Source organism: Lactobacillus sp. RTP31084st1_F9_RTP31084_210423, from assembly GCF_040919545.1.
GTDB classification, from domain to species: domain Bacteria; phylum Bacillota; class Bacilli; order Lactobacillales; family Lactobacillaceae; genus Lactobacillus; species Lactobacillus paragasseri.
In genome coordinates this window covers 491,908-508,317 of the sequence record NZ_JBCOVH010000001.1, presented here as the reverse complement: position 1 = coordinate 508,317, position 16,410 = coordinate 491,908, and the positions used below count along the sequence as shown (strand labels likewise).

Below are 16,410 nucleotides of genomic sequence, written 5' to 3'. Positions count from 1 at the left end.
TGCGGCTTTTATTTTGAACTTTTTGTTCAGCTTTTTTTTAATAATCTTCATCTTCACGCATTTCTGCAGGCCAGCTATCAATTGGCTTACGTTCGTCTAAAACGCGTAATCTCTTAAGATCATCATTATCTAATTCAAAATCAAAGATATCAATATTTGACTTAATATGAGCTGGATTAGTTGAACGCGGAATAGTTACAACATCGTTTTGAACCAAGTAACGCAAAATTACTTGAATTGGTGATTTCCTATATTTTTCGCTAATTTCTTTTAAAACTGGATTACTTATTAGATTTTGCTGACCATTACCAAGCGGACTATAACTTTCGTGCACAATATTTTCTTTTTCTAAAAATTCGTGCATCTTCCATTGCTGCAAAAATAAATGAGTTTCAATTTGATCAACCATTGGACGGACACTACTTTGGTGGATCAAATCTAACGTTTGTTGACTATTAAAGTTACTAATTCCAATTGCACGCGTCTTTCCTGCTTTATATGCTGCCTCAAGAGCATGCCAAGTATCGATATCATGCCCTATTGGCCAGTGAATTAAAACCAGGTCAAAATAATCTAGTCCACTTCTTCTCAATGATTCATCTAAACCAACCTTAGTATCTTCATAACCATCAGTCATCGTTTTAGTTGTGATAAAGACTTCATCGCGATTTAGACCACTTGCTTTCACTGCTTCGCCAACTTGTTGTTCATTTTGATAATATTGCGCCGTATCAATTAAGCGATACCCATCTTCAAAAGCCGATAATACTGCTTGCTTTGTTTGATCTGGACTAATTTCATAAGTTCCAAAGCCAAAAATTGGAATTTTAACGCCATAATTCATCATCGCTTACTTCACGATCTAAGCCGCAAACTAAATTTTCACGAATTGTTCCTGGCATTACTGCAGAATTCTGACCAACTAAACCAATTTGCTGACGCCAATTAGTTAAATCGATATTGTCAATATTTTCATCAGCAATGGTAATCTTACCTGAAGTTGGTTTGTAGAAGCGTTCAATCAATGAGAAAATTGTTGATTTACCACCACCAGATGGTCCAGCAAAAGCGACAACCGTATTTGGTTTAGCCACTACATTAATGTTATGCAAAATTTGCTTATCTTTTTCATAAGAGAAGCTGACATTTTGCAATTGCAATTCTTTACCAGCAACATCAACTTTTTGATCATCAGCAGATTCTTCAATGGGTTCATTGAGCATTTCACGAATACGTTCAGTTAAACCTGATGTCTTGGCTAATTCGTTAAAGAATTGGCTAACCATAATTACTGGTCCCATTAATTGGAACAAGTACATTAAAAATGAAATGAGGGCACCCATAGTAAGACTGCCTTGCATTACACGAATTGCACCATAGGTTAAAATACCGATTACCAAAATCATCATTAACATATTAGAAATTGGTTGCATCAAAGAATTAACCCATGATTCTTTAAAGAAAATATTTCTTGTTAATTAAATCAAATATTTTTCTGATTTCAAATACCACTTCTTTACTAAAGTAGTTAAAGCAATATATAAGATTAACAAAAGAAATACAATTGCTAAAAAGTACATTGGAATTGGACCAAATTTTATTGCTTTAGCTATTGGTGTAATAAATGGTAAGACAGTTCCCACCACTGCCATCCCGATTGTTGCCCAAGTAACAATTGCTGTAGCATGTTGCTTAATAAATGGTAGTTTGGGATCTCTAAGTGCATGAATAACCATTTCTTGGGTCCAAAGTGATTCAATAAACCATCCTGTACAAAAGATGGCTGAGAAAATTAATTTTTGCGTTGTGCTAGCTGCTGCATAACTAGTTCCCGTTACTTGCGGACAAACCATAAAGAAAAGTAAAGCAAAAGTTATGATATCAAAAATAGAGGACGTTGGACCAAAGTAGAACATAAACTTCGGTAGCTTCTTTGTACTCCACTTTCTAGGCTCTGATAAATAATGCTTATTCATAGTATCAAATGGAATAGATAGGCAACTCGTTCCATACATCAAGTCTAAAATTAAAAGTTGAATTGGAAGCATTGGTAAGAATGGTAAAAATGAAGAAGCTACTAAAATTGATAAAATATTACCAAAATTAGAAGAAAGCGTAATTTTAATATATTTCATCGTATTGCCAAATACTTGACGGCCAATTTGTACTCCCTTTTCTAAAATCATTAAATCTTTGTGGAGCAAAATTATATCTGCTGACTTTTTGGCAATGTCCACTGCTGTATCAACTGAGATAGCAACATCTGCCGCTTTCATTGCAGGAGCATCATTGATTCCATCTCCCATATAAGCTACGGTATGACCATCTTGTCTAAGCAAGTCAATAATCTGAGCTTTTTGTTGTGGAGATAATTTTACAAAAACATCGCATGCTTGCACCATTTCTTTTAATTCAGCATTAGTCTTATTTTCAAGGTCTTTTCCCTGATAAACTCGATCAATATTTAAACCTACTTGCTTCCCTACATTTCGCGTAACTGCTTCATTATCTCCAGTTAAAATTTTGACTGTAATGCCATCTTCTTTTAAGGCAGTCAATGCTGCCTTAGCACTGTCTTTTGGTGGATCTAAAAATGCTAAAAATCCAACTAAGATTAATTCATTCTCATCATCAATGCTAAATTCACCAACAGGAGCTGGATTCTTTTTATATCCTAAAAGAACAACACGTAACCCATCCTGATTCATCTCATCAATTTCAGTTAAAATTTTCTGACGTTGATCTTCATCAAGTGGACTTATTGCACCATCTATTTCTACTCTGTTAGAACAAGCAAGCATTTCTTCAGCAGCACCTTTAGTTACCAAAATATGTTCGTGTTGCTGGTTAATAACGACAACGCTCATACGTCTTCTCTTAAAATCAAAAGGTATTTCATCAATCTTTCTGTAGTTTTGATTAATTTTCTTTGTATCTAACTCTCCTTGAGCAGCATCAATAACTGCTTTATCAATTAAATCTTTCATCCCTGTTTGATAATAACTATTCAAGTATGAAAGCTCTAATACTTTTGGCTTTTCTTCTAAGTTTAAATTATAGTGTCGTTCTAAAACCACTTTATCTTGTGTTAAGGTACCAGTCTTATCAGTGCAAAGAATATCAGCTGAGCCAAAGTTTTGGATTGAATTCATTCTTTTAACAATGGTTTCATGCTTAGCCATTTCAACAGACCCCTTAACTAAATTGCTGGTCACAATAACTGGCAACATTTCTGGCGTTAAACCAACAGCCGTTGCAATAGCAAAAATTAATGCATTTAGCCAATCGCCTTTAGTTAAACCATTAATCAAAAACACTAGTGGTGCAATTACAGCTGTCATAATTAGTAATATTTTAGAAACATTTTTAATTCCAATGTCAAAAGTTGTCTCTTTGTTTTTATTCTGAGCAAGAGTACGGGCCAAATTTCCAAAAACGGTTTTATCACCTGTAGCAAAAACGACGCCCATTCCAGAACCAGAAACAATATTTGTTCCTTCATAAAGGATATTTGGATAATCTAAGTAATTATCACTTTCTTTTGGCTTCTGATCTGACATCTTTTCAACTGGACTTGACTCTCCATTTAATGAGCTCGCTGAACAAAATAAGTCTTTACTCTTTAACAAATACATATCTGCTGGCACTAAATCTCCAGCAGCTAAATTAATAATATCGCCAACTACTACATCTTTAGTTGGTAATTCCTTATCTTCACCAGCTCGTTTAACATTTGTAGTTACAGAAACCATGTTTAGCAATGAGTCAACCGCATCACTTGTTTTTACATTTTGAATAAAACTAGTAATTCCTGAAATCAGAACCATCATAATCATGATAATTACGGTACTCAGATCTTTTTGATCAGCTGGCACAAAGACATAGTTAGTTAAAAAAGATAAACCTGCTAAAAATAACAACACACCAGTAAAAGGTGTCATAAAAGCATCGATTAAAAAATGTAATTTTGGATGATGTTCTTTATTCGAGACCTCATTTAAACCATCTTGCTCCAAGCGTTGTTTTGCTTGAACAGGATTTAATCCATTAATTGTTGTATGCAATTGCTTTAAGACTTCATTTTTTTCTTGTCTAGCAATTTGTTTAGCCAAAGTCGCATTAGTTACTACGCGATCTTTAGAGTTGAATTTTAACATAGTAATCTCTCCCTCTAAAAAATCGGCAAACAAACAAAAAGACCAACACAAAAACTGCATTGGTCTTAACTTAGCGATTTATACTCGTCGTTCAGTTTTAACACTACGTAACGTGAAATTTTTTAACTAGCTGACTGGGAAAAGCCTTAAGTCGACAATTCCTGTTTAACCCGTTGGCATCTCTAGATGTTGCTGGGCATCAGCGTATATTTACGTAGGAGTCTCACCTAACAGTTCATTTGCTTCTTTATTCAATTAACGGTTAATAGATTAAACAATTATTCTTTATTATTCAAGCATGTTTATAAATTCTTTACTTTTACTTTAAATCCATACATCAAATAATTAATCTAAGTTAAATTGTTTTAGATAATTAGCTAAATACTCTACAGTTAACCTTTGCGGATCTTTAATTAATTCTAGTGGTCGGCCTTGCGCTACAATACGACCACCATTTTCACCACCTCGTGGTGGTCCCAGATCTAGCATATAATCTGCATTAACAACTAAATTCAGGTCATGTGTAATCGTAATAATAGTTGCACCTTGATCAAGCAATTTTTGCATGACTTCAACTAGGACTTTAACATCCAGGGGATGCAGACCAATTGTTGGTTCATCAAAGACAAATAAAGTATCGTCTTGCTTATGACTTAAGTGAGTCACTAATTTTAAACGCTGTGCTTCTCCACCAGATAAAGTTGGCGTACTCTCACCTAAGTGCAGGTAATCTAAACCAACTTCTTTAAGCAACTGCAAATCACGTTCAATCTTTGGCACACGCTTAAAAACAGGAATCGCTTCGTTAACATCAAGATTTAAGACATCTACAATCGACATATCATGCCACTTTATCTTTTGAATTCCAGGATTATAGCGATCGCCATGACAAGTTGGACAAGTTTGCTGCATATCAGGCAAGAATTGAATATCTAAAGTAACAATTCCTGTCATTTACTTTTCTAGCCATTAAATGCGCTTCTCCATTTAAATGTGGTGCAATTAGTGCCTGCTTATCTTTCTTAATTTCCCCAGGACTGCCTTGATCTAAAATTTGACCACCTTGTTCACCTGAACCTGGACCAATTTCAATAATCTCATCAGCAGCTTTAATAATATCAACGTTGTGATCAACAACTACTAAAGAATTACCCTGATCAACTAATTTGCGCAAAACTTTAATTAAGCCATCAACGTTAGCTGGATGCAAGCCAATCGACGGTTCATCTAAGACATATAAAACGCCAGTTGTTTCTGTACGTAGTGTTCTCGCTAATTGAATTCTCTGAAGTTCGCCAGTTGATAAAGTGTTTCCAGCTCGCTCCATAGTTAAATAATCTAGTCCTAAATCAAGCAACGGCTGCAGATTATTAAGAAATTCATTGATCAAAGAGCTAGCCATTTTATGCATATCTTCAGGCAATTTTGCTAATACTTCCTTACTCCAAGCTGGCAAATCCCCTAGCTGCATTTGTTGAACTTGATAAATATTTTTACCATTAACTAACTGCTTCAAAAGTTCTGGACGAAGACGCGTACCATGACAAACTGGGCAAGTTGAATAAGTGAAAAATTCTGCAATTCTCTTTTGTGCACGTTCACTTTTACTACTTTTTGCTGAGCGCAAAACTGCTTGGTGGGCATTTTCATATAAAGCATTAAAATCATGAAATACCCGACCTGTTCCAGACAAAAAGTCCATCTTATATTTTTTCTCAGGACCATTTAAGACAAAATCTTTTTCTTTATCCGTTAAATCCTTATAAGGAATATCAATCCTTACTCCAGCATGTTGAGCTACGCTTGGCATAAAGTTTCTTCCGGGTAAGCTCCATGAAGCAACTGCTCCGTCCTCAATTGATAAATTAGGATCAGCAATTAATTTACTATCATCAAGCTGTCGAACTTTACCAGTTCCACCGCATTCTTGACAAGCTCCATCAGAATTAAAAGCAAAATCTTCAGCACTTGGTACATAAAACTTAACACCGCATGTTGGACAAGTAATTTGTCCCATTTCTTCACCTGACTTAGACATAGCTTCCGCGATATCTAAACTTGGAGCTACGCGGTGACCGTTAGGACAAATAGGCGAACCTAATCTTGAAAAAATCAAACGCAAAACATTAAAAGTCTCGGTTGTTGTCCCAACAGTTGCTCGTTCATTTGGAATACTTGGACGCTGGCGCAAAGCTAATGCAGACGGAATATGTTTAACCGAAGTAACGTCAGCTTGTGCACCTTGTTTAATTCTACGACGCATATATGTAGAAAGTGCATCCAAATATCGTCTTGAGCCTTCTTCATATAAAATTCCCATCGCTAAAGAAGACTTACCTGAACCGGATAAGCCTGATATAGCAACAAATTTATGAAGTGGAATATTCACATCAATATTTCTTAAATTATGGACTCTTGCACCTTTAATTTCTATTTGAGTTGGTAATTCCAAATTAAACTCCTATCTAAAGCTTCAATTTCTTCTTTATTTTAAAATTTTATATGCTAAAATACCATTTTTTGTTAGACCAAGTTTTTCAATATTTAAGCCAATATTGAACTGCCACACGTCGTTGCCAATTTTAAAATTATTTTCTTTGGCATATTTTCTAATTACAGTTAAACCTTTTTCAATTCCTGCACCAGAATTTGCATAGGTATCAACTTTTGCCTGAGGTAAGTCTGTAATGAAACCAGATAAGTTCTTATTAGCCATGACACCAGCACCTAATTCTTGGTAAAACTGACTATATGAAGAGGCAATTTTTACTTCAGAACAATCAGCCTTAAAATCCGAACACCAAAAGTCGTGATCAGGTAAAAAACATTCTTTCACAACATAAAAATCGACATCAGTTAGTTGAAAGTTGTCATTTTCTTTTTGACGCAAAATAGCTAGGATTTGCTTTAAATTTTGGATACGAAGTTCAATCTTATTTTTTAAAGGTATTAATTTTTTATTTAATGCATCCCTGCTAGAATCGCCCAAATAATCTTTAATTTCTTCTACCAAAAGTCCTAAATCACGTAATCCCAAGATAAAACCAATTTGATAGAGTTGCTCATAACTATAGTAGCGATAACCATTTTCTTCGATCTTCATTGGCCACTTTCAACATCCCTTTCTTAATTATTTTCTATAAATAAAATAAACTGTAACGCAAGGTTACAGTCAAGGGATTTACTTTATTAAACCATTTTCAAATCTATTTACTCTCCCTAAGCGTAAAATATAGATGAAAGAAAAAATTTGCTAGAAAGGAAAATCATCTATGGAATCTGCACTATATCCAATTCAAAATAAATATCGGTTTAACACTTTAATGAATGGCACTTGGCAATTCGAAACTGATCCGAATTCTGTTGGTCTTGACGAGAGATGGAACAAACAACTACCTAATCCGGAAGAAATGCCTGTACCAGGTACGTTTGCGGAATTAACTACTAAGCGAGACCGTAAATACTATACTGGATACTTTTGGTATCAAAAAGACTTCTTTATTCCTTCATTTCTAAAGAAGAAAGAACTTTATATCCGTTTTGGTTCGGTTACTCATCGTGCGAAAGTATTTATTAATGGAAATGAAGTCGGTCAACATGAAGGTGGTTTTTTACCATTTCAAGTAAAAATTTCTAATTATATTAATTACGACCAAGCTCATCGTGTAACTGTTTTGGTCAATAACGAATTATCTGAAAAAGCTATTCCTTGCGGCACCGAAGAAATCTTAGATAACGGTCAAAAACTTGCTCAACCTTATTTTGACTTTTTCAATTACTCCGGCATTATGCGCAATGTCTGGCTCTTAGCACTCCCTCAAAGCCAAATCACTAATTTCAAACTAAATTATCAATTAATAAATAATGAGGCAACAATTACCTACAATATCGAAGCAAATACTAATGCTGAATTTAAAGTAACACTTTTCGATAATCAAAAGGAAGTAGCACGTACTACTTCTAAAAATACTGGTAGTTTAACAATTAAGAATCCGCACCTTTGGAGCCCAAGTGATCCTTATTTATACAAAATAAAGATTGAAATGATCGAAGAAGGAAAAACAGTTGACGAATATAGTGAACAAATTGGTATTCGTACAATTAAAATTGTGAATGATAAAATCTTGCTCAATAATCACCCAATTTATTTAAAAGGCTTTGGCAAGCACGAAGATTTTAATGTTTTAGGCAAAGCAATTAACGAAAGCATCATCAAACGCGACTACGAATGCATGAAATGGATTGGCGCTAACTGTTTTAGAAGCAGTCACTATCCTTACGCCGAAGAATGGTATCAATATGCCGATAAATATGGCTTTTTAATTATTGATGAGGTTCCCGCTGTTGGTCTTAATCGTTCAATAACTAACTTTCTTAATGTAACTAATTCTAATCAGTCGCACTTTTTTGCTTCGAAAACTGTGCCTGAATTAAAAAAGATCCATGAACAAGAAATAAAAGAAATGATCGATCGCGACCAGCGTCACCCTTCAGTGATTGCCTGGAGTTTATTCAATGAACCAGAATCAACTACTCAAGAATCCTATGACTATTTCAAAGATATTTTTGCCTTTGCGAGAAAATTGGATCCACAAAATCGTCCTTATACTGGAACTTTAGTTATGGGTAGCGGTCCAAAAGTGGATAAGCTTCACCCACTTTGTGACTTTGTCTGCTTAAACCGTTATTATGGTTGGTACGTTGCTGGTGGTCCTGAAATCGTTAATGCTAAAAAGATGCTGGAAGATGAACTAGACGGCTGGCAAAACTTAAAGCTTAATAAACCATTTGTCTTTACTGAGTTTGGCGCTGATACATTATCTTCTTCTCATCGCCTTCCAGATGAAATGTGGAGCCAAGAATATCAAAATGAATATTATCAAATGTATTTTGATATATTTAAGAAATATCCATTTATTTGTGGCGAATTAGTTTGGAACTTTGCTGACTTTAAGACGAGTTAAGGAATCATGCGTGTTGGTGGTAACGATAAAGGAATTTTTACTCGCGATCGTGAACCTAAAGATATTGCCTTTACCTTGAAAAAGAGATGGCAACAATTAAATTAATATTTTAGTTTTTACAAATAATCGTGCTCAATTAAAAATAATCGATATCATTTTAGTTCATTTGATATCGATTATTTGATTATGGGCGCGATTTTTTATTGATTTTGATAATAATTTCTAACTAAGAAATGTTTCATTAATTTATGAAACTAATATCTTGTTTCTTAAACAAATCATATACAACTAAGTCTGCTGAATCCAAATCTTCTTTGTTCATATCAACAGCACTAATTCTACTGTCATCATAGCAATTAAAGTACAAAATTCCTTTTTCCAGATTCATACAGCTAGTATACATCGTATATTCAAAACTATTAGGACCAACTTGATCCATTCCTTTGGCTTGTTCAACAGATTCTAAAATATGAAAGAAATTGGTAACATTTTCTACCTCATCACTATCTTTTGGTGCGTGATTCAAGGCAAAACATACCTTAACAAAACGTGATTCTGAATCCATCCCGCCTGGTAAGTGATGCGTACCTAAGCTACGACTATATAACTTAAGATTAACACCGGGTAAAAAATTATTATCAGGTTCGCCTGGAACAACTGAAGCATAGTTTGCCAAATTAGTTAACTGCTCTGGAAATAAAGGTGCGTTCGTCAAAGCATTTACTGGATTGTCATAAATATGCAAGCCCTTTTCATCTGACTCAACAACAATACTCTTACCAGTTTTATCTCCTACTAGCCAGTGAAGTTCTGAAGCTGGGGTATTTTTAGCAAAACTCACATTAGAAATATTTGCATTAGTTAGGCTTTCTTTGACTTGATCAACAGTTTCATAAGTAGCTAATAAATATGAAATAAATTCAAATGAAGCAATATTCTTTTTATTTGTTGCTTCTGGAAAATACTTGCCCTGTCCAGCAAAACTTAAACCAGCAACTCCCAATCCTTTTTCATTAATTGCATCGCAATATAATGGAGTATTGTCTGCTACAGCAGCTACACCAATCATTGCATAATGTGATTTTTGAGCTGGTAAATCGGTAAACTCGAATTCATAATTTCTTGGTGTAATAACCACTTTTTGACCATAAGCAATTTCATAATCAAGATTTCTGCCAAAATAGTGGTCTTTAGGACTATATAAAATTGATGTACACATATTAGATATCTCCTTTGATCAAAGCAATACTTTCACTTCATATTCTAAGCTTAAATGAAAAGAAATTACACTAAATTGATCTAAACAGATAATCAATCACAAGGTCACCATCTGCAATAGCTCCAATAATTGTATTACCTACTGTAAACTTTGTAGTTGATTATAAGGCACACTATTCGCTAAGTAGTCCAAAACATTTTCTTACTTTTAGTACATGACAAATCAATCCAAGGATTAAGCCCGCAATACCAAAAGTTAACCAACCAAAGCCCAAACTGAAAAATGGAAAATATTGTTGAGCAAACCCAAGTAATGTCTGCAATAATTGGCTGTCATGTAAGTTAGCCGGTAATGCATTTAACATGTCAAAGAATGCAGGAATTAGGGTCAGTGCAGTTGTAATCTGGTAAACAAGTCGGTCATGCTTAAATATTGGTGAAAGTAATCCTAAAATAATCAATGTGATTGCTAGTGGATAAAGAAACATTAAAATTGGCGTTGACCATGCAATAATTTGATCAAGACCCAAATTAGCAAATAGGAATGAAAGCCCACAATTAATTCGTAAAAATGTTCGATATGAGATTTTAGGAAAACGACGATGGAAATCTTGTGAAAAGGCAATTACTAATCCCATTGCTGAAGTCATACAAGTAATGGTTGCTAAAGTTGCTAAAATCGCATCTCCAGCAGTTCCTAAGTAATAATGTGAAATCTGAGCAAGAGTAATCCCACCATTTGCTGCTAATTTAAATTGATGCAAACTAGTCGCGCCCAACCAAATTAACGCCAAGTATATGATAGCAACTCCTGCAATTCCTAGAAAACCACTTTTAGCTGTTTCAATTGAAACCTGTCTTGTCTTTTTAATACCTAGTTCTTTAATTGCTGTAATAATAGTAATTCCAAATGCTAATGCTGCTAACCCGTCCATTGTATTATAACCTTGTAAAAATCCATTGGAAAAAGCATGCCTTACATATGAAGCAGTTATAGCAGCAGTATTTCCAGAACCCAATGGATGCATAAATGCTAACAAAAAGATCAGAAACAGCAATAATAAAAACAAAGGATTTAATACTTTACCAATTAAAGTAGTAATCTTACCTTCATGATTTGAGAAAATATAAACTAAACTAAAGAAAATCGCTGAATAGATTAATAGTCCCCAAGTATTAGTTGACTTAGATAAATAAGGGGCAATTCCGATTTCATAAGGAACAGTGGCTGTCCGAGGAGTTGCAAATAGTGGTCCCAAAGTAGCGTGAACAAGGATTAAAAAGATAAGTGCATAGTAACGACCATTCGGTAATGCAAGATCATAGATTCCATTTGACCTAGTAATACTAATTGCCAATAGTGCCATTAATGGCAGCAAAACTCCAGAAACAAGAAAGCCACTACTCGCTATGAGCCAATTGCTACCTGCTAATTGACCTAAATGAACTGGAAAAATAAGATTTCCCGCTCCAAATAACATTCCGAAAATAAGTGATGCAATAATCATTGACTGCCTAATACTCGCTTTTTTTATCTTCATTTTAATATTCCTTTCGATAAAAATTATATTAATACTAGGTATAAAAAAACGTCCCTATAAGCATAAAGCTTATAAGGACGTTATCACGCGTGTTACCACCTTATTTTAGAATAATACTACTATTATTCCCTTACCCCGTACATAGAAAAACTAGATACGTTGACGCTATAACGGGCGCACCCTCCTAAAGTTACAATTACTCTCACTTCAAGCACTCCTAGGCTACTTTCACTTTACTTTCCTATACCCACTCACACTAACTTGGGTTCGCTGACTAGTTAAGGTAAAGCTAATTTCCTATTCTTAGTGGTTATTCATACCATTTATTTAGTAAGTATATTACATAATAAATTAAACAAAGTCAATATTATTCTAACTTGTTTTTAATTTTATTCTTTTTTCTAATATCAATTGACTCCAGATGATTAGATTTATATTTGTAAGCAAATTTAAAATCAGCACAAACAACTATCGATCTAATAACAGCTAACAGTAATAATTTCTCATTAGTTAAACAATACTTTCAAAAATAAAAAAATCCTCTTAAAGAAGACAAAACTCTATTTATCTAACTTTAGGAGGATTTTTTCGGTTTAATTATAATTTACATATTGAATTTTCCGATTAATCAGTCTAATTTATCATATTCTTCATCAGAAACAGGTTCAAGCCATGTATTCTTACTGTCGCCTACCATCACAACAACATGAGCAAACCAGGAATCTTTTGTAGCTCCATGCCAATGCTTAGTATTTGGATTAACAATTACCACATCTCCTGGCAGCATCTTTTGTGGAGCTTTGCCTTCTTCTTGGTACCAACCTTCACCAGCTACGGCAATTAAAATTTGTGGCACTGTGTGCATATGCCAATTATTGCGGCATCCCGGCTCAAAACTTACATTATGAACTGCGGTCTTAGCTTCTTTACTTTCTGCTAAAGCCTTGAGGTAACTTGTACCCTTAAAGAATTTGGCAAAAGCTTCATTTAAATCACCAAAACCAAAAACACTATTTTTTACTTCTTCTTCATTTTTTGCCATGTTATTACCTCATTTCTAACTTTGCTTTTATTTTAGAATAGAAATAACATCATGCAAAATATTTATTTGTAATATTGTATTATACGTTAAGGGTATGGATGTAGATTATTCATAATCTTTCGGATCAATAGTTGGCTTAGGTAAATCAGTATCAGACGAAAACTCAATTCCCTGAATTCCGTTTTCATAAGTCCAATCTTTTAACTTATCCATTTTTCCAGTTAAGTAAAATTCACTGATTAATTCATTCCACTTGTCCCACTTATTTAATGGCACGCTAATTAATCCAGCACCATTGTCAATCATTAACTTATTAGCTGCTAAAGTTGCAGTTCTTTTATTTCCATCCCAAAAAAGCTGATTTCTCATATTGTGATACATTAAAGTCATAGCTTTATCAGTAATGGACGTATCCTTTTGCATAAGTTCATCAAAGAATTTACGCTCTTGGTCCAAATTAATTTCTGGTGGTTGCCACTCGCCATTACTATTTCCTAATTCTACTGTTACATTTCCAGTACGAAAACTACCAGGATCTAATGAATCATAGCGTGCTACTAGCAAATTAATATTTTGCTCAATATTTAAAGACAAAGGCTTATTTTCCCTAATTACATATTGCCAGCCACGTTTTAATTGAACAATCACGTTAGTATCGTCAATTGAAACACCTGCTGCACTCATCCCGTCAATAATAGTTTGAGTCTGTGGTAATGTAGTATTTAAGCCTTCAAAACGTGAAGTAGTGAAAACTAATCTTACTAAATTTTTCTTTGCAAAACGCCGATTCTGCTCTTGGGTTAAATGAAATTTATCAGGATACATTGGTTTACCTACTTTCTATCAGCTATTATTTAATAATATTTTATCACTCACCCATTGCGTTTCTTGATTTGTTGATTAATCCGGCGAATGTCTTTTTCTTGGGTTACTTTTATTATTATCCAAATAACAACATATGAAAAAATAAAAATAAGCAGCGTCCAGATATTGATAGGCCAATTATTTAACAACATCATTATCGAAAATAAACTAAAAGTTCCAATCAGATGTAAAGTCATTGCTAAAAAATACGATAATTCAGTGTCAAATAAAAAACTTAATTCACCAATTAATCCACTACATAAAAATACTATGAATACGCTCTTTAAGGGAACCCTCAAATCCCCTATATTTTCATAAGTTACTCCTAAAATTAATAAATAAATAGTCGCACCAAAACCAATTCCAATAAAAAAGCAAATTAAAATTTCTTTCCATATTTTCATCTTATAATCCCAACTTTTTTTCTAACTCAGGTAAGTATCTTCTTGAAACATCCGTCTTCTGCTTAAAATCAAGCTTTGCAATCATATTGCCAGTAAAGCCTGCTTCAAGTGATTCAAGATAATTCAAATTAATAATTCCATGCTTTGATACTTGGACAAAATCATTATTTAGCTTTTCCAGAATCTGATATAAACGACCATTTGTTTTGATCACAGAATTAGTCGTATAAAAGCTTAATTCTGTCTTTTCGACTTCTACTTTGATAATTTCTTCTATTTTAATTGTTAAAATTCGATCTTCAGTTTTCACAGGTAAAAGAGAATCAACTTTTTTATCAAAATTCTTTATATACGATAAAAGATTATTTACGTTAGTCGTTTGTCTTGCAGAAATCACTTTAACTTCGATTTGATCCTCTTCTAGATTAGGATTTGAATGAAATTTGACATCCACGTACTATTTCTTCTTTCTATTAAGCAAAAGTGCCAATATAACAATAATAACTGCTAACAGTACAATCATCCCGATCATTACTAAAGCATTATCAAAGTTATTTAGCTGGTGAGATCCAAATTTAAAATGAATTCCTAAATATTCAATTAATTGATCTCGCATTCTAGTTGGCACATCTTGCTGACTTAATTTATTCAAAAGCAAGCTTCTAAAACTTGCTGCTTCATAACTACTTGGAAATAATTTTACTATATTTTGAGCAGTTTTTGATAAAGTTCCATATGGCATATAAGTTGCTACCATAAATCCTGCTGCCGCACCAATCACAGCTGATAATCGGCTAAAAGTAGTCGAAGAATTGATAAACATTACAATGATTAAATTTAATAATGTTGCGCCAAGTGCGCCCAAAAGCATGAAGCCTAAACAAGGTAAATATGCATTGTGCACTACATCTACTTTATCAACTACTGAAAAATATACTGCCATAACAACAAATGTAATAATTTGCATCAGAAAGCTGACAATAGTAGCTGATACAACATAAGCCATGCTTTCACTAATAGGAGTTAGAGCAGTTAGTTTCATGTCATCAATTGCTCGACTTTCTTTATCATTAACCATTTGACCCAGTGCTTGAAAAGATGTAGTAATTCCGGCAATTGATACAATTCCCCCAAGCGTCCAGAGATCCAATAATTGTTTTGCGTGACTAACATTTTGCCAAGAACTAACAAGATTTTGCTGTAAAAATCCAATATAAATTACAAATGAAATCAATGCTCCAAAGCATGACATAATTACGCCTGGTTTATTAGCAAAGTAAATTTTAGTATTTCTTTTAATTAAAGCAAACATTATTGTAGCTCCTTTCCAGCTATCTTAATAAAGGCATCATCAATTGAACCCTGTCGATATTCAAAAGACTTTATCTTAGATTGATTATCGTGCAGCAGCGTAATTACTTCATGAGGATCAAGTCCATCAATTTCAGTTTCTTTATTTCTTTCAATAACTGGATATGTAGTTACTAATCGTTGCTTTTCTTTTAGCGTGATTACTAATTTACTTGGGGCATATTTATCTTTAATATCATAAGCCGATCCATTAGCTAGTACTTGTCCATTTTCTAAAATATACATTTGATCTGCATTTTCTGCTTCTTCCAAATAGTGCGTTGTCAGAAAAATCGTTAATCCCTGTTCTTTCTGAAGCTTCTGCAGTAAATTCCAGATTACGATCCGCGTTTGTAAATCCAAACCAGTAGTTGGTTCATCTAAAAACAAAATATCAGGATGATCAATTAAAGCTCTAGCAATATCTACTCTTCTTTTTCGACCGCCCGAAAGAGTACCATATTTTTGATGAAGGAAACTCCGAATACCAATTAAATCAATTAATTGCGCAAGCCATTTTTTAGAAACATCATGATACATCTACGCTCTCAAATTCAGATTATCTTTTACGCTTAAGACATCATCCAGAACACTATTTTGAAAGACGACACCAATTTTCAAATCCTTAGCATAAGTTATCGTTCCACTGGTTGGTTTTAACAATCCAGTTAAAATATTAATCGTTGTCGATTTTCCTGCTCCGTTAGTTCCCAGATAAGCCACTAGTTGACCACGATCAACTTTTAGATTGACTTTATTCAAAGCCAACTTTTTACCATATTTTTTAGTTAAATTATAAGTTTCAATTAACATAAAAAGCCTTCCTTTCTGAATTCACTATTAGAATACAGAAAGAAAGACTTAAATAAT

At 33.7% G+C, this 16,410-nt stretch carries 11 protein-coding genes, 3 pseudogenes, 1 riboswitch and 1 other annotated feature; of the genes and pseudogenes, 1 reads left to right on the top strand and 13 read right to left on the bottom strand.

Annotated features, from left to right (window positions below; all coding sequences use genetic code 11):
* Positions 1-37: 37 nt before the first annotated feature.
* The 5 genes and pseudogenes from AB5359_RS02530 to AB5359_RS02510 form a co-directional block, all read right to left on the bottom strand.
* Positions 38-847, bottom strand: a complete 810-nt coding sequence (locus AB5359_RS02530; RefSeq protein ID WP_126327892.1) for an aldo/keto reductase — start codon at positions 845-847, stop codon at positions 38-40.
* Positions 834-1,457, bottom strand: a pseudogene (locus AB5359_RS02525) (ATP-binding cassette domain-containing protein); the annotation flags it as partial. The gene AB5359_RS02530 and the pseudogene AB5359_RS02525, both read right to left, overlap by 14 nt.
* A 21-nt stretch (positions 1,458-1,478) precedes the next feature.
* On the bottom strand, positions 1,479-4,157 hold the full coding sequence (gene mgtA, locus AB5359_RS02520; RefSeq protein ID WP_048687065.1) for a magnesium-translocating P-type ATPase: 2,679 nt from the start codon (positions 4,155-4,157) through the stop codon (positions 1,479-1,481).
* Between the two features lie 75 nt (positions 4,158-4,232).
* Positions 4,233-4,399: riboswitch (M-box (ykoK) riboswitch) on the bottom strand.
* A gap of 103 nt (positions 4,400-4,502) precedes the next feature.
* Positions 4,503-6,609, bottom strand: a pseudogene (locus AB5359_RS02515) (AAA family ATPase).
* Between the two features lie 33 nt (positions 6,610-6,642).
* Entirely contained in the window at positions 6,643-7,260 is a 618-nt protein-coding gene (locus tag AB5359_RS02510) for a MerR family transcriptional regulator (RefSeq protein ID WP_077410396.1), read from the bottom strand.
* 169 nt (positions 7,261-7,429) lie between these two features.
* Here AB5359_RS02510 and uidA point away from each other — a divergent pair, with 169 nt between their 5' ends.
* The gene (uidA, locus tag AB5359_RS02505; RefSeq protein ID WP_232000999.1) at positions 7,430-9,121 is read left to right on the top strand and encodes a beta-glucuronidase; all 1,692 of its coding nucleotides are present in this window, start codon (positions 7,430-7,432) and stop codon (positions 9,119-9,121) included.
* A gap of 241 nt (positions 9,122-9,362) precedes the next feature.
* Here the strand turns inward: uidA and bsh are convergent, their stop codons facing one another.
* From bsh to AB5359_RS02465, 8 genes and pseudogenes are all read right to left on the bottom strand, one after another.
* Positions 9,363-10,340, bottom strand: a complete 978-nt coding sequence (gene bsh, locus AB5359_RS02500) for a choloylglycine hydrolase (RefSeq protein ID WP_048687069.1) — start codon at positions 10,338-10,340, stop codon at positions 9,363-9,365.
* A gap of 172 nt (positions 10,341-10,512) precedes the next feature.
* Entirely contained in the window at positions 10,513-11,880 is a 1,368-nt protein-coding gene (gene brnQ, locus AB5359_RS02495) for a branched-chain amino acid transport system II carrier protein (protein WP_048687071.1), read from the bottom strand.
* Between the two features lie 70 nt (positions 11,881-11,950).
* Positions 11,951-12,194: a binding site (T-box leader), on the bottom strand.
* 314 nt (positions 12,195-12,508) lie between these two features.
* Positions 12,509-12,922 (bottom strand): cupin domain-containing protein, encoded by a 414-nt coding sequence (locus AB5359_RS02490; protein ID WP_020806971.1) that lies wholly within the window; start codon positions 12,920-12,922, stop codon positions 12,509-12,511.
* A gap of 105 nt (positions 12,923-13,027) precedes the next feature.
* The gene (locus AB5359_RS02485; protein WP_048687075.1) at positions 13,028-13,747 is read right to left on the bottom strand and encodes a Fic family protein; all 720 of its coding nucleotides are present in this window, start codon (positions 13,745-13,747) and stop codon (positions 13,028-13,030) included.
* Positions 13,748-13,794: 47 nt separating this feature from the next.
* Entirely contained in the window at positions 13,795-14,190 is a 396-nt protein-coding gene (locus tag AB5359_RS02480) for a DUF3021 family protein (RefSeq protein ID WP_065425550.1), read from the bottom strand.
* A 1-nt stretch (position 14,191) separates the two neighbouring features.
* Positions 14,192-14,644 carry a LytTR family DNA-binding domain-containing protein gene (locus AB5359_RS02475; protein WP_048687077.1) on the bottom strand — a complete coding sequence of 151 codons (453 nt, stop codon included), beginning with the start codon at positions 14,642-14,644 and terminating at the stop codon, positions 14,192-14,194.
* 3 nt (positions 14,645-14,647) lie between these two features.
* A complete protein-coding gene (locus AB5359_RS02470) occupies positions 14,648-15,502 on the bottom strand; it encodes an ABC transporter permease (protein WP_048687079.1) in 855 nt (284 codons plus the stop codon).
* Positions 15,502-16,353, bottom strand: a pseudogene (locus tag AB5359_RS02465) (ABC transporter ATP-binding protein). The gene AB5359_RS02470 and the pseudogene AB5359_RS02465 overlap by 1 nt, the downstream one beginning before the upstream one ends.
* Between the last annotated feature and the right edge of the window lie 57 nt (positions 16,354-16,410).

Excerpts from the sequence above, each read along its gene's own strand:
- AB5359_RS02485 (WP_048687075.1), bottom strand. The coding sequence starts at position 13,747 with ATGTATCCTGATAAATTTCATTTAACCCAAGAGCAGAATCGGCGTTTT.
- uidA (WP_232000999.1), top strand. The coding sequence starts at position 7,430 with ATGGAATCTGCACTATATCCAATTCAAAATAAATATCGGTTTAACACT.
- brnQ (WP_048687071.1), bottom strand. The coding sequence starts at position 11,880 with ATGAAGATAAAAAAAGCGAGTATTAGGCAGTCAATGATTATTGCATCA.
- AB5359_RS02480 (WP_065425550.1), bottom strand. The coding sequence starts at position 14,190 with ATGAAAATATGGAAAGAAATTTTAATTTGCTTTTTTATTGGAATTGGT.
- bsh (WP_048687069.1), bottom strand. The coding sequence starts at position 10,340 with ATGTGTACATCAATTTTATATAGTCCTAAAGACCACTATTTTGGCAGA.
- AB5359_RS02470 (WP_048687079.1), bottom strand. The coding sequence starts at position 15,502 with ATGTTTGCTTTAATTAAAAGAAATACTAAAATTTACTTTGCTAATAAA.
- AB5359_RS02490 (WP_020806971.1), bottom strand. The coding sequence starts at position 12,922 with ATGGCAAAAAATGAAGAAGAAGTAAAAAATAGTGTTTTTGGTTTTGGT.
- mgtA (WP_048687065.1), bottom strand. The coding sequence starts at position 4,157 with ATGTTAAAATTCAACTCTAAAGATCGCGTAGTAACTAATGCGACTTTG.
- AB5359_RS02510 (WP_077410396.1), bottom strand. The coding sequence starts at position 7,260 with ATGAAGATCGAAGAAAATGGTTATCGCTACTATAGTTATGAGCAACTC.
- AB5359_RS02530 (WP_126327892.1), bottom strand. The coding sequence starts at position 847 with ATGATGAATTATGGCGTTAAAATTCCAATTTTTGGCTTTGGAACTTAT.